The organism is Roseobacter weihaiensis (assembly GCF_020622345.1).
GTDB classification, from domain to species: Bacteria; Pseudomonadota; Alphaproteobacteria; order Rhodobacterales; family Rhodobacteraceae; genus Roseobacter; species Roseobacter weihaiensis.
Genome location: NZ_JACNMO010000016.1, coordinates 1 through 18,341, shown reverse-complemented (window position 1 = coordinate 18,341; position 18,341 = coordinate 1). Strand labels below are relative to the sequence as shown.

18 protein-coding genes are annotated in these 18,341 nt (G+C 62.2%); 8 read left to right on the top strand and 10 right to left on the bottom strand.

The window, feature by feature from the left end; genetic code table 11:
- The first annotated feature begins 76 nt into the window (after positions 1–76).
- Together H7847_RS16765 and H7847_RS16760 are read left to right on the top strand one after the other, a co-directional pair.
- On the top strand, positions 77–1,261 hold the full coding sequence (locus H7847_RS16765) for a CaiB/BaiF CoA transferase family protein (RefSeq protein ID WP_227270638.1): 1,185 nt from the start codon (positions 77–79) through the stop codon (positions 1,259–1,261).
- Positions 1,258–2,028 (top strand): citryl-CoA lyase, encoded by a 771-nt coding sequence (locus tag H7847_RS16760; protein WP_227270637.1) that lies wholly within the window; start codon positions 1,258–1,260, stop codon positions 2,026–2,028. The genes H7847_RS16765 and H7847_RS16760 overlap by 4 nt, the downstream gene beginning before the upstream one ends.
- An 11-nt stretch (positions 2,029–2,039) precedes the next feature.
- On the opposite strand, the gene H7847_RS16755 is transcribed toward H7847_RS16760, so the two are convergent.
- The 5 genes from H7847_RS16755 to H7847_RS16735 are packed head-to-tail and all read right to left on the bottom strand — an operon-like array spanning position 2,040 to position 6,924.
- Positions 2,040–3,209 (bottom strand): phytanoyl-CoA dioxygenase family protein, encoded by a 1,170-nt coding sequence (locus H7847_RS16755; RefSeq protein ID WP_227270636.1) that lies wholly within the window; start codon positions 3,207–3,209, stop codon positions 2,040–2,042.
- Positions 3,210–3,234: 25 nt separating this feature from the next.
- Entirely contained in the window at positions 3,235–4,044 is an 810-nt protein-coding gene (gene iolB, locus H7847_RS16750) for a 5-deoxy-glucuronate isomerase (protein WP_227270635.1), read from the bottom strand.
- Positions 4,041–4,835: an ATP-binding cassette domain-containing protein gene (locus H7847_RS16745; RefSeq protein WP_227270634.1), complete on the bottom strand. Its 795-nt coding sequence runs from the start codon at positions 4,833–4,835 to the stop codon at positions 4,041–4,043. The genes iolB and H7847_RS16745 overlap by 4 nt, the downstream gene beginning before the upstream one ends.
- Before the next feature lies 1 nt (position 4,836).
- Complete coding sequence (locus H7847_RS16740) at positions 4,837–5,937, bottom strand: ABC transporter permease (RefSeq protein WP_227270633.1); 1,101 nt, start codon at positions 5,935–5,937, stop codon at positions 4,837–4,839.
- 60 nt (positions 5,938–5,997) lie between these two features.
- A complete protein-coding gene (locus H7847_RS16735) occupies positions 5,998–6,924 on the bottom strand; it encodes a sugar ABC transporter substrate-binding protein (RefSeq protein WP_227270632.1) in 927 nt (308 codons plus the stop codon).
- A 155-nt stretch (positions 6,925–7,079) separates the two neighbouring features.
- On the opposite strand from H7847_RS16735, the gene H7847_RS16730 reads away from it, so the two are divergent.
- Complete coding sequence (locus H7847_RS16730; RefSeq protein WP_227270631.1) at positions 7,080–8,078, top strand: LacI family DNA-binding transcriptional regulator; 999 nt, start codon at positions 7,080–7,082, stop codon at positions 8,076–8,078.
- On the opposite strand, the gene H7847_RS16725 is transcribed toward H7847_RS16730, so the two are convergent.
- Genes H7847_RS16725 through H7847_RS16715 form a run of 3 tightly spaced genes read right to left on the bottom strand, consistent with a single transcriptional unit; the run spans position 8,075 to position 11,235 of the window.
- Positions 8,075–9,208, bottom strand: a complete 1,134-nt coding sequence (locus H7847_RS16725; protein WP_227270630.1) for a Gfo/Idh/MocA family protein — start codon at positions 9,206–9,208, stop codon at positions 8,075–8,077. The genes H7847_RS16730 and H7847_RS16725 overlap by 4 nt on opposite strands.
- Before the next feature lie 10 nt (positions 9,209–9,218).
- A complete protein-coding gene (locus tag H7847_RS16720; protein ID WP_227270629.1) occupies positions 9,219–10,112 on the bottom strand; it encodes a TIM barrel protein in 894 nt (297 codons plus the stop codon).
- A gap of 28 nt (positions 10,113–10,140) precedes the next feature.
- On the bottom strand, positions 10,141–11,235 hold the full coding sequence (locus H7847_RS16715) for a Gfo/Idh/MocA family protein (RefSeq protein ID WP_227270628.1): 1,095 nt from the start codon (positions 11,233–11,235) through the stop codon (positions 10,141–10,143).
- A 121-nt stretch (positions 11,236–11,356) separates the two neighbouring features.
- On the opposite strand from H7847_RS16715, the gene iolD reads away from it, so the two are divergent.
- The 5 genes from iolD to iolG are packed head-to-tail and all read left to right on the top strand — an operon-like array spanning position 11,357 to position 16,907.
- The gene (gene iolD, locus H7847_RS16710) at positions 11,357–13,222 is read left to right on the top strand and encodes a 3D-(3,5/4)-trihydroxycyclohexane-1,2-dione acylhydrolase (decyclizing) (RefSeq protein ID WP_227270627.1); all 1,866 of its coding nucleotides are present in this window, start codon (positions 11,357–11,359) and stop codon (positions 13,220–13,222) included.
- The gene (iolC, locus tag H7847_RS16705) at positions 13,222–14,220 is read left to right on the top strand and encodes a 5-dehydro-2-deoxygluconokinase (RefSeq protein ID WP_227270626.1); all 999 of its coding nucleotides are present in this window, start codon (positions 13,222–13,224) and stop codon (positions 14,218–14,220) included. The genes iolD and iolC overlap by 1 nt, the downstream gene beginning before the upstream one ends.
- 6 nt (positions 14,221–14,226) lie before the next feature.
- The gene (locus H7847_RS16700; protein WP_227270625.1) at positions 14,227–15,069 is read left to right on the top strand and encodes a 5-deoxy-glucuronate isomerase; all 843 of its coding nucleotides are present in this window, start codon (positions 14,227–14,229) and stop codon (positions 15,067–15,069) included.
- Positions 15,066–15,896 (top strand): class II fructose-bisphosphate aldolase, encoded by an 831-nt coding sequence (locus tag H7847_RS16695; protein WP_227270624.1) that lies wholly within the window; start codon positions 15,066–15,068, stop codon positions 15,894–15,896. The genes H7847_RS16700 and H7847_RS16695 overlap by 4 nt, the downstream gene beginning before the upstream one ends.
- A 21-nt stretch (positions 15,897–15,917) precedes the next feature.
- Positions 15,918–16,907, top strand: a complete 990-nt coding sequence (gene iolG / locus H7847_RS16690; protein WP_227270623.1) for an inositol 2-dehydrogenase — start codon at positions 15,918–15,920, stop codon at positions 16,905–16,907.
- Positions 16,908–16,946: 39 nt separating this feature from the next.
- On the opposite strand, the gene H7847_RS16685 is transcribed toward iolG, so the two are convergent.
- On the bottom strand, positions 16,947–17,108 hold the full coding sequence (locus H7847_RS16685) for a hypothetical protein (protein ID WP_227270622.1): 162 nt from the start codon (positions 17,106–17,108) through the stop codon (positions 16,947–16,949).
- A gap of 886 nt (positions 17,109–17,994) precedes the next feature.
- Entirely contained in the window at positions 17,995–18,141 is a 147-nt protein-coding gene (locus H7847_RS16680; protein WP_227270621.1) for a hypothetical protein, read from the bottom strand.
- Positions 18,142–18,341 lie beyond the last annotated feature (200 nt).

The following is an 18,341-nucleotide window of genomic DNA, read 5'->3' as shown; positions in this document are numbered from 1 at the left end:
GCATTCCATCGGGCTTATCATTAACGACTTGTGTCTCGCGGCTTTTGCACGATCATGCGCGCCAAGGAGACATCGCATGACAGCACCGCTAAATGGCATCCGCATCATTGACCTGACCAATGTGCTGGCCGGACCCTATTGCACCTACCAACTGGCGCTGCTGGGGGCAGAGGTGATCAAGGTGGAACGGCCCGGCTCCGGCGATCTGGCACGGCAGCTGGGCGCTGACCCTGCGCGCAACAGCCAGAACATGGGTATTTCCTATTTGGCGCAAAATGCCGGCAAAACCTCTCTCACGCTCAATCTGAAAGACCCCCGCGGGCAGGACATCCTGAAACGGCTTGTGCGCGACGCGGATGTTGTGGTGGAAAACTACCGGCCCGGTGTTCTGGACCGGCTGGGCGTGGGCTATGAGGCGCTGCGCGCGGTGAACCCTGCGCTGATCTACTGTGCCATCTCCGGCTTCGGGCAGGACGGCCCCTGGCGTGACAACCCGGCCTACGACCAGATCGTGCAGGGCATTGCCGGGGTGATGTCGATCACCGGCACGCCGGACACCGCGCCTTTGCGCGTGGGATACCCCTTGGGCGACACGATTGGCGGCATGACCGCGGCCTTTGCCATCTCCGCCGCGCTGAATGCCGAAAAACGCGGGGCTTTTCTGGATATCTCCATGACGGAGGCCGTGTTGTCCTCCATGGGCTGGGTCGTGTCCAACTACCTGATCGGTGGGGTCACGCCCGCCGCCCAGGGCAACGAGAACATGACGTCCGCCCCCTCCGGGACGTTCTGGACGGCGGATCAGCCGATCAACATCGCCGCCAACAAAGACGACCAATGGGTGACGCTGACCCGCATTCTTGAGCGCGAAGACCTGCAGGACCGCGCCGCGTTTCTCACCCGCGAGGACCGCAAGCGCAACCGCGTGCATTTGCGCCAGACACTGGAAGAAGAGCTGCAAAAGGCCCCCGCCGCCCATTGGGTCGAGGTCCTGAACGCACAAGGCGTACCCTGCGGCCCGGTGCTGAGCATACCGGAGGTGCTGGCAAGCGCGCAGGTGAGCGGGCGCGGGCTGACCACCACGCTCGCCGCTCAGGGGCAGGCGAGCGAGCTGATGGCCTCACCGATCCTGGTGGACGGTCAGCGGCCCCTGCCCCAAACGCCGCCTCCGGAGCTGGGCCAGCAAAACATCGATCTGCTGACCCGGCTCGGGGTCGGGCCGGAGGAGATCGAGACATTGAAAGCGGAGGGTGTGATATGAGCGATGTAGCAGACTGGTGGCGGACCTCGATCATCGAGATGGCGCCGGGGCGCATCGACATCCGCGGACGCCCGATCCAGGAGCTGATCGGCACGGTGAGTTTTCCGCAGATGATCTGGCTCATGCTGCGGGGTGATATCCCCACGGCGGCACAGGCCCGGCTTTTCGAAGCCGCCCTCGTCGCAGCCGTGGACCACGGGCCGCAGGCCCCCTCGATTGCCGCCGCGCGCATGGCGGTGACCTGCGGCGTCGGTCTGAACAATGCGATGGGAACTGCCGTGAACATGCTGGGCGATGTGCATGGCGGCGCGGGGGAACAGGCGGTGGCCCTTTATACCCATATTGCGGGTTATGAGGGGGGTCTGACCCAAGCGCTCAAGGACTGGACGGCGGTGCATGGCCGGTTCGTGCCGGGCTTTGGTCACCGGTTTCACAAGCCTGTTGACCCGCGCGCGCCCCGGCTGCTGGCCCTGGTGGAGGCCGCGGTGCAGGAGGGCTGCTGCGCGGGCAAATATGCCCAGATCGCCCGCAGTGTCGAAGCGGAACTGGCGCGTCAGAAAGGCAAGCCGGTGCCGATGAACATCGACGGCGCCACGGCAGTGATCTTTGCCGAACTGGGGTTTGAGGCCCCGCTGGCCCGCGGCATCTTCTGTCTGTCACGGTCGGTCGGCATTCTCGCCCATGCCTGGGAACAACAACAGCAAGGCGGACGTAACAAGGGCCCGACCCCGCCCGGTTACCGCTGGACCTATGATCCGGACGGCTGAGGGCAGGTGCTTCAGACGTGCCTGCGCACTTCCTGATCTTCCAGACGGGCCCGCAAATGCCCACCGTCCCAATCCCCCAGGACCGCCTCTTTCAGCAGGGCTTTCTGGCTTTGTGGCGCAAGCCCCCCAGCAGGTGGATCCCTGTCGAGGTTGGTTGGAAAGGAATACCCCTCCGCCGTCGCCGCCAGAGCAGCGTCAAACGCGGCGCCGCCAAGCTGTGCCGTGGCCACCAGACGTTTCATCGGCGCAAAGACAAGGGTGCACATCTTCACCCGGTCAATTGTTTCCATCGCACGGCCAAAGGCCGAGGACACCTGCAAGAGATTGACCATGCGGTGAATACCCTCGCTGCTGTTCGCGCCCGCGGCATGAAACAGCGCCGGGTTGAAGAACAGCGCATCGCCTTTTTGCAACGGCAGCTGCACGTAGTGATCTTCGAAAAAGGCCCGGAAATCCTTGCGGCGCCACGCGGCATAACCGGGGCGGTAGCGCTGCGAGAACGGCAGCAGCTTGGTCGGCCCGCTCTCAACCGGCGTGTCGCCATGGGCAATCCCGCCCTGCAGGGTCATCAGCGGCGACAGATCATGCACGTGGGCCGGGTACTCAGCGCTGACCTCGGCAGTCTGAAAGCCCAGATGGTAGTCGCGATGCGCCTGTTGCGCAGCCCCGCCCGGATGCACCACGTTGACCTGTGCGGTCATCTGGTAGTTCGGCCCCAGCCAGGCCGCGCAGGCCGCGTCAATCACCGGGTTGGCAAAGTAACGCACGAAGGTCTCAGGGTCCACCTCACAGAGCTTTTGCAGCGCATTCCAGATGCGGTCGTTGCTGCCGGCGGCAAAATGATCCGCAGCCGTGCCCTGCGCGGCCTTTTCCCGCGCAATGATCTGATCGTAGATCGCCGTTGCCGCGTCGAGGACGCTGGTGTCGGCATAGGCGCGCCGCAGCACCAACACCCCGGCTCCGTCCTTGAGCACCCGCGCCCATTCCGCCATCAGGCGGCGGCGCGCCTCAGGCCTGTCGAGCGCCGCGCGCAAGGCGTCCATATCGTAGATCGGCACGTTGCCTTGCACGTCCGAGGCCTGTGGCACCATACCGCTCTGTAAGGGCTGCAACACCTGTTGCGCAAAATCCGCCAGATCGCAGGCGTCAGCGTGGTAAAACCCATCAGACATTTCAGTCATTGCAGCCTCCTCTTGAGGGACCGGTTCAGTCCGCGTCCCGTTGTGCGATCCAGTCGTGATCGGGATCGTTTTCGAACCGCCATTTGCGCAGGGGTCCCGCCATCACGTTGAGGTAATACATGTCATAGCCGTAGGGCGCGCCGCAGGGGTGATGGCCGCGCGGCACACAGACCACATCACCGTCCTTGACCGCCATGGTCTCATCCAGACTGCCGTCGTCGGTATAGACCCGTTGCACGCCAAAGCCCTGCGCGGGGTTGAGCCGGTGGTAGTAGGTCTCTTCCAGGTAGGTCATGCGGGGATAGTCATCCTCGTCATGGCGGTGGCTGGGATAGGAGGACCAGTTGCCCGAGGGCGTGAACACCTCCGTCACCAAGAGGCTTGAGGCAACATCGCGCCCCTCCATGGCGATGTTATTGATGTAGCGGGTGTTCTGGCCCTTGCCACGCGGGGTCAGTTCGATGCCATCCGGGCCCAGTCTTTGCACAGGATACTCCGCAATCGCCGGTGCCGTACAGACGGCAAGCACGCAATCCGTCCTGGCCTCCGCCCGCCAGTCGCTTTGACCCGGCACATAGAGACAATGGGGCGGTGTCCGCTCAAAGACGGACATGCGCTCGCCCATCTCGCCGAAATCCTTGCCTGCCGCAGAGAGGCGGGCCTTGCCTTCCACGAGCACCAGAATGGCCTCGCGGTCGCCCGTCCTCTCTGCTGCACTCTCCCCCTCGGAGAGATGATAAAGGCCAAAGCCGACATAGCCCCAGCCTGCCCGCTCCGGCGTGATGTCATGCACCTTACCGGACCGGGCCATTGGGTTGTGCAGCAGGTCGCTCATACGGTCCCGCCGAGCGATCCTTCCAGCGCTGCCAGCTCCTGACCCCCCGCCATAAGGTCCTGCAGCTCGTCGGGCGTGATCTGGCCGCGCTGTGCCGTGCCCAGCGTCTTGCCGCGATTGAGCACGGTAAAGCGGTCGCCCACCGCCATGGCATGGCGCACGTTGTGGGTGATGAAGACCACACCGATCCCGTCCTTGCGCACCCGGTCGATGGTCGCCAGCACGTTGGAGGTCTGACGGACACCCAGGGCCGATGTCGGCTCATCCAGGATCAACACCTTGGCCCCGAAGTAGACCGCCCGCGCGATGGCCACCGTCTGACGTTCGCCCCCCGACAGCGTACCCACCGCCTGATCCGGCGCGCGCAGATTGATGCCCATCTTGCGCATCTCTTCCATGGTGATCTCGTTGGCTGTGGCCGTATCGAACCGCTTGAACGGGCCCGACCCCTTGGTCGGCTCGCGCCCCATGAAGAAGTTGCGCGTGACCGACATCAGCGGGATCATCGCAAGGTCCTGATAGACCGTGGCGATGCCCGCTTCCATCGAATCGCGCGGGCTGCCGAAATTCATCTCGCGCCCTTCGAACATGATCTTGCCCTTGGTGGGCCGATGCACCCCGGACATGGTCTTGATGAAGGTCGATTTGCCCGCGCCGTTGTCGCCCAGCAGGCAATGGCATTCCCCGGCGGAGATATCGAAGGAGACCCCGGCAAGTGCAATCACATTGCCGAAGTGTTTTTCGATCTGATCCATATGGACGATGGGTGCGTGTTCCGAGCGGCTGTTCATCTCAGCGCTCCCCCGTCACACGTTTGCGGATCATGTTGTTGAAGAGTACCGCGATCAGCAGCATGCCCCCCAGAAAGACCAGATACCAGTCCTGGTCGATGTTTGTGTAGGTCAGGCCGATGAGCACCATGCCGAAGATGATCGCGCCGAAAAACGCCCCGATGGCCGACCCGTAGCCGCCCGTCAGCAAGCAGCCCCCGATGACCGCCGCGATGATCGCCTCGAATTCCTTTTGGAACCCGCGCCGCGCGTCGGTCGACCCGCTGTCGAGCACGGTGATGATCGCCACCAGGGCTGCACAGCACGCCGTGACCATAAAGAGGATCAGCTTGACCCGCCGCACCGGCACACCGGAATTGGACGCCGCATTGGCATCACCGCCGGAGGCAAAGATCCAGTTCCCGAACGGCGTTCTTTGCAGCACGTAGGTGGCCAGCAGCGCGATGACAATGAACCACAGGATCTCGACGGGGATACCCTGCACCTTGGGCGTACCGTTGCGAAAGGTATCGATCATGCCCGCCTCTGCCATGCGTGTAAAAAGGGCCGGGAAAGCCTCACCCGAAAAGATCGGCGCAAGCCAGTCGCCCTCGACCGCATCGCGCACACCGCGCAACTGGGTGGAGCCATCCGTCGCCCATTTCAGGCCCACAAGCGACAGGCCGCGCAGGATGAACAGGAAGGCCAGCGTCACAATGAAGGATGGCAGCCCGGTGGCCAGCACGATCTGCCCGTTAAAGGCACCGACACAGGCGGCAAAGACCAGCGTGGCCGGGATGGCGATTGCCAGCGGCAAACCAAAGGTGACGACACAGGCGCCAAAGAAAAGCCCGGTAAAGGCCACCATCGAGCCCACCGAAAGGTCGAACTCGCCCCCCACCATCAACAGCGCCGCCCCGATGGCCAGAATGCCCAACTGGGCCGCAGGCGACATGAAGTTCATGAAGCCCGCGAGCGTGAACATCGCCGGATCGGCGGTGACGAGGAAAAACACGGTGACCAGAATGACGCCCGCAATAGCCCCCAGTTCCGGTCGTTTCATCATGCGCGAGAAAAAGGACTCCTCCTTTATGCGCTCGTCGATGGCGACATCTGTGGGCATTTTCCCCCCTCCCGAAAAATGAAAAAAGCGGGGCACCGAGATGCCCCGCTTGAGGTGTGGCTAGCGAATGCCCTGTGCGGACAGCTCAACCACTTGACCGGCTTTGTCAGCCGTGATCAGGTTTGGACCCGAAGGCACGTTGCCGCCCGGCACAAGGCCGTATTGCGCATGCAGCGCGAGAAAGGCGACCGGCAGGTAGCCTTGCAGATACTGCTGCTGGTCGATGGCGAAGGCCGCGTCGCCCGCCTTGATGGCTTCAAGGAAACCGGCAGACAGATCGAAAGAGCCGATATTGATGCTGCCTTCGCCACCCACGGCCTTGACCGCGGCAACCGCCGGCTCACCTGCGAGCGACGCGCCAAGCGCCATCACCGTGTCAATCTCTTCGTTGGAATCGAGCGAGGCTTTCACCTTGGCTTCGATCTCGGCGGGATCGTTGGTTGTCGGCAGGACGGTGACTTCACCGCCAAAGCCTTCGGCAAAACCCGCGCAGCGGTCATCCAGCGAGACGTTGCCCACCTCGTGGTTGACGCACAGCGCGTTGGTGCCGCCCATCTGTGCCATCATTTCGCCTGCCGCCTTTCCCGCGTCAAACTCTTCCTGACCCACATGCAGCAATGCACCAAGACCTTTCGACACATCAGAACCGGAGTTCATCGAGATCACCGGAATGCCCGCGGCAACCGCTTTTTCAATGGACGGGCCAAGCGCGTCCGCATCCGGGATCGAGACCACAATACCGTCCGGCTCCTGGTTCACGGCCGCATCAATGAGCTGGCTCATCGCGACCATGTCGAAGGTTTCAGGCGCGCGGTATTCAACGTTCGCGCCGGTATCTTCCGCCGCCTTTTCCACGCCGTTCTTGACAACCGACCAGAACGGATCGCTCGCCTGTCCGTGGCTGACCACGATGATATCCGTGGCGAGCGCAGGTGTGGCAACAGCCAGCGCCGCCGCCGCAAGAGTTGATTTTAGCAGATGTCTCATTGTTCCTCCCAGAATTGACTTTGACAGCCTTTGAAAAGGTCGCTTGCACGCCTTCTGCGGGAAAGCTAAGCACAGGTCGATTCACATTGCAACCGGTTGCAACAAATCAGCCGGTGTGGTCATCTGGGACGAAGTTGTCAACGTGAGCTGCTGAAATGACTGTTACGCTGAAAGAGGTCGCCGCACGGGCGGGGGTGTCCCGCTCTGCCGTTTCGCGCACCTTTACGGCGGGCGCATCGGTATCGGTCAAGACCCGTCGCAAGGTTGAAAAAGCCGCCGATGAGCTGGGTTACAGCCCCAACGCGCTCGCCTCATCGCTGACCACCGGGCGGACCAAGCTGATCGGGCTGATTTCCAACAACTTTCACAATCCGGTTTTTCTGGAAGTCTTTGATCTCTTCACCCGCAGCCTGCAAGACAAGGGCCTGCGCCCGCTGTTGGTAAACCTGACGGACGAAACCGACCCGGCGCATTCGCTGCGCCTGTTGCGACAGTATTCCGTGGACGGGGTCGTCGTGGCTTCGTCCACGCTGGCGCCTGAGTTTTCGCTGGCGTTTCAGGACGCGCGGATCCCTGTCGTGCATTCCTTTGGCCGCTTTGCCAGCGCACCCAAGGTGCATGTGGTCGGCATCGATAACATCGAATGCGGACGCATGGCCGCGCGCACGCTGATTGCGCGGGGCTACCGGCGGATCGCCTTTCTGGGCGGCCCGGCGGAGGCCACCTCGACCATCGACCGCCACCGGGGATTTTCCGAGGTGGTGGACGCGGTGCCGGATGTGACCGCCACCCGGAGCTTTGCGACCGCCTATTCCTTTGATGCCGGACGGGCGGAGATGCTCGCCTTGCTGGACCGGACCCCGGCGGAGGCCTATTTTTGCGGCGATGACGTACTGTCTGTCGGCGCGCTGAGCGCCATTCAGGATAGGGGCCTGAATGTGCCAGAGGACATCGGGATCATCGGGCTGAACGACATGGACATGTCACGCTGGCCCAACATCAACCTGACCACGATCCGCCAGCCCATCCGGCGGATCATCGACAGCTCCATTGAGCTTGTAATGGCGATGCTGGATGATCCGGATCGCCAGCCCGAAGCACGGCTCTACGCCTGTGAGATTGTCGAACGCGGCACGTTGCGCCCCCTGCCCTAGCGAAACATCGGTGGCCTGGCATCGACCCAGGCCCCGTGTTCCTTCGCAGAAGCAACTGCGGCATAGACCGCCGCCATGGACCGCAGCCCATCCTCGGCAAGGGGCAGACTGTCGCGCGCCTCACCGCGAATCGCCGCCGCCAGATCGACATAGATATTGGCCACCGCCAGGGGAAAGCCTTCGGGATGCGCAATGGCCACACGGCTGAGGCGCCCGGCCTCGTCAGACAGGCCCGCTTCGCCTTTTTCCATGATCTGCGTGCGCCCACCGACCGGGGTGTAATAGACCTGATTGGGCTGCTCGGAGGCCCACCGCAGCCCGCCCGTTTCGCCAAAGACCTGAATATCAAAGCCGTGCTGCCGACCGATCGCGACGGAGGACGACCAGAGCCGCCCAACCGCGCCGCCCGCCATGCGGAAATTCACCATCGCGTCGTCCTCCAGCACCCGGCTGGGAATGGTTGAGGCGAAGTCAGCCGACAGGGTGCTGACGTCATCGCCCGCGATAAAACTGGCCATATGCAACGCATGGATGCCGCAATCGGCGAACTGGCCGGACACGCCCGCCATCGCCGGATCATAACGCCACCGCACCCGCGGATTGTCCGCATCGGTTGCATCGCCGTGATGGCCATGGCTAAAATTGGTCACGATCAGGCGGACCTTGCCGAGCTGGCCGGTGGCCACCATCTGGCGCATCTCGCGCACCATCGGATAGGCCGAATAGCAGTAGTTCACCGCACAGATTTTGCCGCTGGCGCGGGCCACGCGCACGATCTCTTCGCCCTCCTCCACAGTCAGGGTCATGGGTTTTTCGCACAGCACGTTAAAGCCTGCTTCGAGGAAGGCCTTGGTGATCTCGAAATGGGTGGAATTGGGCGTGGCCACGGTCACCAGATCGACACGGTCCCGGCGCGCGGCTTCCCCGGCAAGCATCTCCTGCCAGTCCGCGTAAGCCCGGTCAGGGGCAACACCAAGGCTTTGCGCATAGGCGCTACCTCTCTCCGCATCAACGTCGAGCGCGCCCGCCGCCAGCGTGAAGTTCCCATCCGCCTGCGCGCCCAGACGATGTGCCGGGCCGATCTGGCTGCCTTCACCGCCACCAATCATACCCCAGTTCAGTTTCTTCATCGTCCGCTCCCTAAAATCCGATGGACTGCAGATAGGCGCGGTTGGCCTTGGCATCGCGCAGCGCATCCGTGTCCGGCAAAGTTGGGTCGCAGTCCTGTTCAACCGTGCACCAGCCCTCGAAGCCGCTGTCCAGCAGGATCTGCCGCACGCGTGAAAAATCCACGTCACCCTCCCCGAGCGTGCAAAAGATCCCCTGCCCGCAGGCATCGTAGAAGCCTGCGTTTTTCGCGATCACATCGGCTTTGACCCCCGGGTCGATATCCTTGAAGTGCATGTAGCTGATCCGGTCGATGTGCCGCTCCATAAAGGCCACGGGGTCAAAGCCCGCATAGGAATGGTGGCCGGTGTCAAAGCAGATCTTGAGAATGCTCTCGTCCACCTCGTCCAGCAGGCGCTCCAGCTCGGGTTCAAAATCCATGAAGCCTGCCGCGTGGGCATGAATGCCCACGCTCAGCCCGTACTCTTCGGTACCGATCCGGGCGACCTGCGCGATCCGGTCGCGAAACGCGACCCATTCCGCCTTGTCCATCTGCTCCGCCGCTTCGGCCCGGCCCGCTGTCCCCGCGCGGCGCGGCGAGATGGAATCGATCAGAACGAGATGCTGCGCCCCATGTGCCTTGAGCGCGGTGCAGGTCCGCCGGGCGGCGTGCTCAACCTCGGCCCAGGCATCCGGATCATGGAAGGGTCGAAACACCACGCCGCCGATCAGCGTCAGATCATGCGCCGCCAGTGCCTCCGCCAGGACAACCGGGTCCTCCGGCATGAAGCCCACGGGGCCCAGTTCGATCCCCTTGTAGCCCGCCGCCGCGTTTTCGCGCAGCACCTCGCGCCAGCCGGGGTTGCGCGGATCATCCGCGAACTCGACCCCCCATGAACAGGGCGCATTGCCGATTTTGATGGTCATTTGGTGTCCTCCCTCACCCCTTTGGGTCTTACAGCGTGATCCAGGACCGCGCCGCATGCGACTGACGCGCGGCCTCGACGATCTGCGAGACCGCAAGCCCGTCGCGGAACCTGGGCCAACGCGCCGCACCAGCCTCGATCGCCGCGAGAAAATCGCGCGCCTCGATGATGATCTGATCCTGATACCCGGTGCCATGCCCCGGCCCCTGACAGAACGGCGCGTAATCAGGATGCGCGGGCCCGGTCAGGATCTGCCGAAAGCCGCGCTCCGCCTCGGGTCCCTCCGCTTTGTAGAGCCAGACCGCGTTCTGATCCTCCTGGTTGAAGCGGATCGCGCCTTTGGTCCCTGTAACCTCGTAGATGTAGCCCATCTTGCGCCCGGTAGAGACCCGGCTGAAAAACAGATGCCCCATCGCCCCCCCGGCAAACCGGCACATCATCTGCCCCTGATCGTCATTGGTCACGGCCACGCCACCCCGGGTTTCATGTACCGTCTCGATCTCGGCCATGACGGAGGTCACCGGGCCCATGAGGGCCAGGGCTGCGTTGATCATATGCGGGGCCAGATCCCCCATGCAGCCATTGGCATCGCCGGTCGCGCGCCAGGTCAAGGGGGCTTTTGGGTCGGCATAGAAATCTTCGGTATGCTCGCCCCGAAACCAAGTGATCTCACCGATTGTGCCCTCACAGATGAGTTGACGGGCAAATTGCGAGGCGGGCGTGCGGATGTAATTGAACCCGATCATGTTCACAATGCCTGCGTCCTCGGCCAGTTTGACCATCTCTTGCGCATCCTGCAATGACGCCCCAAGCGGCTTTTCGCAGAAAACCGGCTTGCCCAGATCGGCCGCCATGCGGGTGATCTCCAGATGGGTCTCGGGCGGTGAAGCGATCACGATCGCCTCCACCCTGGGGTCCTCCACCAGCCTGCGCCAATCGCCGGTACTGCGGGAAAACCCGAAAGCGCCCGCATATCTTTCGGCAGAGGCATCGGAGGCGGCCGCAACCATCTCCAGCCGGGGCCGGAGGCGTGTCTCAAAGACGGCCCCCACCGCCCGATAGGCCACCGCATGCGCCTTGCCCATGTAGCCACCGCCGATGATGCCCAACCCGATATCGGCCATGACTGTCCCCAAAAAAGATATTGCAACCGGTTGCAACACGGGTATCTATAAAAGACGGATCAGGTCAAGCGCCAATCTGTTTTGACCCGATATCTGTCGCATTCGAGGAGGGGGGCCGACAATGACCGACCAGACACTTCGCCTGACCACGGCACAGGCGATCATCCGTTATCTGAATGCGCAATTCATTGACGTAGGCGGGGTGCGGCAGCGGGTGTGCGGTGGCGGTTTTGGTATTTTCGGGCATGGCAACGTCACCTGTCTGGGCGAAGCGCTTTATGACATGCGCGACACCCTGCCGCTCTATCGCGGCCAGAACGAGCAAAGCATGGGCTTTGCCGCCGCCGCCTATGCCAAGTACCACCTGCGCCAGCGGTTCATGTTCTGCACCGCCTCGGCCGGACCCGGCACCGCGAATCTGCTGACGGCCGCAGCACTGGCCCATGCCAACCGCCTGCCGATGCTGATGCTCTGCGGGGATACCTTTCTGACCCGCCTGCCGGATCCGGTGCTGCAACAGCTCGAACACTTTGGCAATCCGGCCTACGGGCTGAATGACGCCTTCCGCCCGGTCTCGCGCTATTGGGACCGGATCACCCACCCCGCGCAGGTCATTCAGTCGCTGCCCGCGGCCCTGGCGACCCTGCTGGACCCCGCCGATTGCGGGCCCGCCTTTATCAGTCTGCCGCAGGACGTCCAAGGCTGGGCCTATGACTACCCGGTCGCCCTTTTCGACGAGAAAACCCACCGCATCCGGCGCCAGACCCCCGATGCAATTGAAATCGCCGACGCCGCCCTGGCGCTGAAAGCGGCGAAGCGCCCGGTCATCATCGCGGGCGGTGGCGTGCAATACTCCCGTGCCGTAGCAGAGATGACGGGTTTTGCCGAAGCACATAATATCCCTGTGTTGGAGACGATTGCCGGGCGCGCAAACCTGCATGACACCCATCCGCTCAACATCGGTCCGGTGGGGGTAACAGGGTCCGACAGCGCCAACGCGGTCGCCGAAGCCGCCGATGTGATTCTGTCCGTGGGCTGCCGATTGCAGGATTTCACCACCGGCAGCTGGACGGCCTTTGCCAAGGAGGCGCGGATCATCTCGCTCAACGCGGCACGCCACGATGCGGGCAAGCATATGTCCCTGCCCGTGGTCGGCGACGCCAAGCTTGGCGTTGAGGCGTTGGGCGCGGCGCTTGGCGATTACCGGGTACCGGCCTCCTGGACAGCCTATGCCCAGGGCGAGCGCGGGAAATGGGCCGCCTATGTCGCTGAAAACGTCAAACCGGGAAACCGCCCCAACTCCTACGCGCAGGCCATCGGCGTGGTCAACGCCCTCTGCGACACGCGCGACCGCGTGGTCGCCGCTGCGGGCGGGTTGCCGGCGGAGATGACAGCGAACTGGCGCACCTTGGACATCGGCACCGTGGATGTGGAGTTCGGGTTTTCCTGCATGGGCTACGAGATCGCAGGCGGCTGGGGCGCGCGCATCGCGCAGTCCGAGGTGGAACCCGAGGCCGACACCATCGTCTTCTGCGGGGACGGGTCGTACCTGCTGATGAATTCCGACATCTATTCCTCCGTGCTGACGCGTAAAAAGATGATCCTTCTGGTGCTCGACAACGGCGGTTTTGCCGTCATCAACAAGTTGCAGAACAACACCGGCAATGAAAGCTTCAACAATCTGATCGTGGATACCCCCACCGTGCCCGACGCCTTTGCGGTGGATTTTGTCGCCCATGCGGCGTCCATGGGCGCGCATGCGGTGCGGGTCGATACCGCCGACGGGCTGGCCGAGGCGTTCAAAGCGGCGAAAGCGGCAGATAAGACCTCTGTCATCGTGATGACTGTGGACGCCTACGAGGGCTGGACCACGCAAGGCCACACCTGGTGGGAGGTCGGCACGCCGGAAGTGTCCGACCACGCCTCCGTGCGCGCAAAACACGCCGAGATCGAGGCCAGCCGCGCCAAGCAGCGCCGGGGGGTCTGATGGAAAACGTCTCTACACAAAGGCTTTTGACCGGGATCAGACAAAAGAGCTTTGTCATTCTGGGGCGGGCGGGCATGGATATGTTTGCCCACCCTCCCGGCGTGAAAAGCGAAGAGGCAGAGGTCTTTCACGCCGATCTGGGCGGCTCCTCCGCAAATATCGGGGTCGGTCTGTGCAAGCTTGGCTGTGCGGCCTCGCTGGTCACCTCCGTGTCTGATGACGCGGTGGGGCGCTTTTGCCTCAACAGATTGAAGCACTACGGCGTGGACACGCGATATGTGCGCGCCGTCAGCGGTGAATTCCGCAACTCGCTGGCGATCTACGAAAGCCGGATCGAGAATTTCCAGAATGTCATCTATCGCAACGGGGCGGCCGACTTTGAGGTGACGGTGGAGGATATCGGCGCGGTCGATCTGTCGCCCTTCGGCGCGTTGGTCACGGCAGGCACCGTCTTTGCGGCAGAGCCCTCGCGCACAGCCACCTTCGCCGGTTTCGAGGCGGCCAAGGCCGCCGGGCTGCCAGTGATCTTCGACATCGACTACAGACCCTACTCCTGGCCTTCTGCGGAGATCGCCGCCGATGTTCTGTCCCGTGCGGGGGCGGCCAGCGACATGATTGTCGGCAATGATGAAGAGTTCGGCTTCATGGCGGGTGACATGTCCAAGAGCCTGGAGAAGGCTCAATCGCTGGCGGAAAAGGACGCCCGGATCGTGATCTACAAGATGGGCGAAAAAGGCGCGATCACCTTTGCCGGAGACCAGCAAATCCACACCGGGATCTATCCGGTCGATGCGATCAAACCCAACGGGGCCGGCGATAGTTTCATGGCGGGGCTGCTGTCCGGTATTGCCGAAGGCCTGGCCCTGCGTGATGCGGTGCTGCGCGGCTCTGCCTGCGCAGCGATTGTCGTCTCTAAACCGGGCTGCGCGCCTGCGATGCCCGATCACGCTCACCTCTCCGCGTTTCTGGCGGAAAATCCCAACCCGACGGAAGGATGACCCCAAATGCATATCCCCCCCTTTGACAACCAGAACAAACCCATCGTCGATGTGGGTGATGCGCTGGTACCGCTGAACTACTTCAACATCGTCAAGCTGAAGAAAGGCGAGAGCTTTGGCTACGCCGTGCCGGGGTTTGAGACCTGCATCGCCCCGGCGACAGGCTTGCTGGATGTGACTGTCGGCAGCTTTGAGGCGAAACAGCTTGGCGGGCGCGGCGTCGACGTTTGGGACGGCGAACCCGAAGGCGTCTATGTGCCCACAGCGGTCGAGGCGCGCTTTACCTGCCTGTCCGACAAGGCCGAAGTGTTCATCGCAGGCGCAAAATACGATGAGGTGCTAGAGCCCTTCGCAGTGCGCGCCGATGAGATCGATCTGGTGCAATATGGCTCTGACGACACCAAAACCCATCGCAAAATCAAACACGTCCTGGGCGCCAACCAGCATGATCGCGTGGGGCGCCTGCTGGTGTCAGAGCTTTTCACCGTGGGCGCGGGCGGATGGTCGGGCTTTCCCAGCCACAAGCACGATACCGACCGTCTGCCCGAAGAGACACGCCATGATGAGACCTATAATTTCCGCTTCAAGCCGAACTATGGCTCAGGGGTGCAGATGCTCCAGCGGACAGAAACCGAACCGGGTGATGCCTATCACATCGTCGATGGCTCTACGATTTGCATCGACAAGGGCTATCACCCCTGCTGTGTGCTGCCAGGCTATGAAATGTACTATTTCACCATCCTTGGCGGGCTCAGCCAGCGCAGCCTGAAACAATACTTCCAACCCACACATGCCGAACAGCTCCATACAATCCCCGGCATCATGGATATGGTAGCCAAGTTCAAATGACGCTTGCGACGCTGAAAGACGTGCTGGATCAGGCTCTAACAAGGCATTTTGCCGTCGGCGGGCTTGTCTGTCTCGGCTGGGAGGACATGCGCGCCTATGCGCTGGCCGCCGAGGCGGAGGGGTTGCCTGTGATCCTTCAGGCGGGTCCAAGCTGCCGCAAGCACACCCCCCTGCCGGTTCTGGGCAAGATGTTCCGCACCTTGGCCGAGAGCGTATCTGTCCCCGTGGTGGCGCATCTGGATCACGGGTATACCCTTGAGGAGTGCCGCGAGGCGCTCGACAGCGGCTTTACCTCGCTGATGTTTGACGGCTCGCGCCTGCCCTTGGCTGAAAACATCGCCCAAACCGCCCAGATCGCGGAGATGGCCCATCGCGCCGGGATCTCCTGTGAGGGCGAGATCGGTTTCGTCGGCTATTCTGACGGCGAAACGTCAGAAGGCACGGAGCCGGAGGACGCCGCAGCCTTTGCGCGCGACAGCGGTGTGGATGCCATGGCGATCTCGGTCGGAAACGTCCATTTGCAGCAGAACCATGAAGGCGGGCTGGACGAGGCCCGTATCCGCGCCATCGAAGCGGTCACGGATATTCCGCTGGTCATCCACGGCGGGTCGGGCGTGCCTCTGGCGCAACGCCGGGCACTCGCGCGGGGGTCAAGGATTTGCAAGTTCAACATCGGGACCGAATTGCGCATGGCTTTCGGCACCGCTCTGCGCGCCGCCCTCGCGCAAGACCCTGAGCGCTTTGATCGCGTCCAAATCCTCAGCGCGGTGGAGCCGCAGCTTGTCACGGCAGCGCGCGCCGCCTTGCGCACCCTCGGCCCGGAATAAGGCTCTATAAAGGACAAAACCATGATCTCTATCGGATTACTGGGCTGCGGGCGCATCGGTCAGGTTCACGCCCGCAGCATCGCCCGGATGCCCGACGCCCGGCTGACTGCCGTGGCCGACGCCCTGCCCGCCGCGGCGCAAGCCCTGGCTGAGACCTCTGGCGCCGTGGTGCGGGAGGCGTCCGAAATCATCGCGGCCGCGGATACCGACGCGGTGATTGTCGCGACACCAACCAGCCTGCATTATGCGCAAATCCACGCCCTGGCACAGGCGGGCAAAGCCATTTTCTGCGAAAAGCCGATCGATTTGTCGTCAGACCGCGCGGCGGAATGCATGGCCGCGGTCAAAGCCGCCGGCGTGCCCTTTATGACGGGTTTTAACCGCCGGTTCGATCCGCATTTTGCCCAGCTTCAGGCCCAGGTGGCAGAGGGGGTGATCGGAGAGGTCGAACTGGTGCTGATTACGTCGCGCGACCCTGCCCCGCCGCCGCTGTCCTACGTCGAACAATCCGGGGGCCTGTTTCGCGACATGACAATCCATGATTTTGATATGGCACGGTTTGTGCTTGGGGAAGAGCCTGTTGAGCTCTTTGCATGGGGGTCCTGCCTTGTCGATCCCGAAATCGGCGTCGCCGGTGACATCGATACCGCTGCGGTGACGCTCAAGACCGCGTCCGGCAAGCTCTGCCAGATCAACAATTCGCGCCGGGCGACCTACGGCTATGATCAGCGCATCGAAGTGCACGGTGCAAACGGCATGCTGCAAGCCGCCAATCAGCTTGAGCATCTTGTGACCCAAGCAAGCGCAGAGGGATTCGTGACCTCCCCCAATCAGCATTTCTTTCTAGAGCGGTATGAGGCAGCCTACCTTGCGGAAATGACCGCCTTTGTCACCGCACTGACCAAGGGCGTTGGCCCCACCCCCGGCATCGAAGACGGGGTTGCCGCTCAACGATTGGCGGATGCTGCAGCAGCATCGCTGGCCGAAAGCGCCCCAAGACGTCTGGGCTAAAGTGCCGCTGAAGCCTGTGGGCCATCGTGCCCCGGAGGATCAGATTGTGGCCGCCTGGCGACGTGACAGCTCCGCGAGCTTTGCGTGGCTGAGGTTGAGATCCAGAAGCTCGTCATCGGTGATCGCAGAGAGTTCAGCATAGGTTTTCCGTTCCAGCGCACGGCGGGCGAGGAATTCACGGATGTTATCAAACAAGGACATGGCGCGCTCCTTACACTGCGTCGTGAATCGTCTTTGATCTGCGCGATACATAAGAACATGCGGCACCTGCACAATAGCGCAAATTGCATGGCCGTCCTGCATTTTTAGAATGGTTTCTCAGAGCCAGAGATTTCGGCCCGAAACAGAGATTATAAGTGATTTCCAAGTCGACCGCTGTGCCCAGATGCTGACTCAGCACGGGACTGTTGCATTCTTCTATTCCAGCTTGCAGCTTTGGTATCCTGTCAGTTTCCGGAGACCTGTCACGCGACGCAATCCTTTCAAACATCGCAGGTTTCCGCCTGATGTGATCCTATGTGCGGGGCGTCGGTACCGCCGTTACTCACGTTCATGTCGCGACCTCCGAGGGCTGTTTGCGGAGGTGGCATCGAAGTGGATAAAACAGCGTGAGAAAGTGTTCACCGGTCGCGATTGACAAGCCGCAGAGCTGGCCGATATCGCTCCGGTTCAATTGAGAACTGACGCGATTCATGCCCGATCTCCGCGATAAGCGCGTCGCAGCATATGCTCACTGGCCAGAAATCCGCTGGCAATCAAACCCTTGCACCGCAATCGCGCCAGAAGATCGCGGCTGACCTCTTTGCTGAAAATACCCTTCAGACCGGTTCGGGAAAACGACAGTGGTACTGGCGAGCGAGGCGTCCAAACGACCTCAGCAGCTTCGTGCTGATCATCGCTACACAATGTGACTCTCCCGCAATCGTCACCTGAAATAGCAAGGTTCGCATATCACTTCTGATAATTCGGTAGGGCCTTCATTGTTCTTGTCTTCAGTTCACGCTCAAGGTGCTGGCGCCGTTAATGAAGTCCGTGAGCGAATTGCATATGAAAGCGCAAGCGTTGAAACCTCTTCCGGCCTTCCCGATCAGCCGGAATTGTTGGGGCGGAGTTCTTTCCGGAAGCGCTTTTTAACTGTCTCCCAGTTATCATCCCAGCCAAAAGTGCGGATGGTCTCCATCAGTCGATCTTTTCGTCCGGGCGTGACGATGAAACCGGTGCTGGTCGTGTTCACAGCGACCCAGCTCCCTGATCCGGGCCGATCAGGTGTAGAAGCCGTTCCTGTTTCTTTCTGTTGATTTGGTTGTGGTCAAGGCCTGCTGAGCGGAGCCTTTGCGGAGCTCAAGCGAAGCAGGCCGGGTGGCACGGTTGAGATTGGCGAAGACGGTCGGAGCCAGCCCGCCAAGCGATGTGTGTGGTCTTTGCGTGTTGTAG

Coding starts and splice junctions, on each gene's coding strand:
- H7847_RS16700 (WP_227270625.1), top strand. CDS start 14,227: ATGCATATCCCCCCCTTTGACAACCAGAACAAACCCATCGTCGATGTG.
- iolB (WP_227270635.1), bottom strand. CDS start 4,044: ATGAGCGACCTGCTGCACAACCCAATGGCCCGGTCCGGTAAGGTGCAT.
- iolG (WP_227270623.1), top strand. CDS start 15,918: ATGATCTCTATCGGATTACTGGGCTGCGGGCGCATCGGTCAGGTTCAC.
- H7847_RS16755 (WP_227270636.1), bottom strand. CDS start 3,209: ATGACTGAAATGTCTGATGGGTTTTACCACGCTGACGCCTGCGATCTG.
- H7847_RS16715 (WP_227270628.1), bottom strand. CDS start 11,235: ATGGCCGATATCGGGTTGGGCATCATCGGCGGTGGCTACATGGGCAAG.
- iolD (WP_227270627.1), top strand. CDS start 11,357: ATGACCGACCAGACACTTCGCCTGACCACGGCACAGGCGATCATCCGT.
- H7847_RS16760 (WP_227270637.1), top strand. CDS start 1,258: ATGAGCGATGTAGCAGACTGGTGGCGGACCTCGATCATCGAGATGGCG.
- H7847_RS16745 (WP_227270634.1), bottom strand. CDS start 4,835: ATGAACAGCCGCTCGGAACACGCACCCATCGTCCATATGGATCAGATC.
- iolC (WP_227270626.1), top strand. CDS start 13,222: ATGGAAAACGTCTCTACACAAAGGCTTTTGACCGGGATCAGACAAAAG.
- H7847_RS16740 (WP_227270633.1), bottom strand. CDS start 5,937: ATGCCCACAGATGTCGCCATCGACGAGCGCATAAAGGAGGAGTCCTTT.
- H7847_RS16725 (WP_227270630.1), bottom strand. CDS start 9,208: ATGAAGAAACTGAACTGGGGTATGATTGGTGGCGGTGAAGGCAGCCAG.
- H7847_RS16730 (WP_227270631.1), top strand. CDS start 7,080: ATGACTGTTACGCTGAAAGAGGTCGCCGCACGGGCGGGGGTGTCCCGC.
- H7847_RS16695 (WP_227270624.1), top strand. CDS start 15,066: ATGACGCTTGCGACGCTGAAAGACGTGCTGGATCAGGCTCTAACAAGG.
- H7847_RS16685 (WP_227270622.1), bottom strand. CDS start 17,108: ATGTCCTTGTTTGATAACATCCGTGAATTCCTCGCCCGCCGTGCGCTG.
- H7847_RS16720 (WP_227270629.1), bottom strand. CDS start 10,112: ATGACCATCAAAATCGGCAATGCGCCCTGTTCATGGGGGGTCGAGTTC.
- H7847_RS16765 (WP_227270638.1), top strand. CDS start 77: ATGACAGCACCGCTAAATGGCATCCGCATCATTGACCTGACCAATGTG.
- H7847_RS16735 (WP_227270632.1), bottom strand. CDS start 6,924: ATGAGACATCTGCTAAAATCAACTCTTGCGGCGGCGGCGCTGGCTGTT.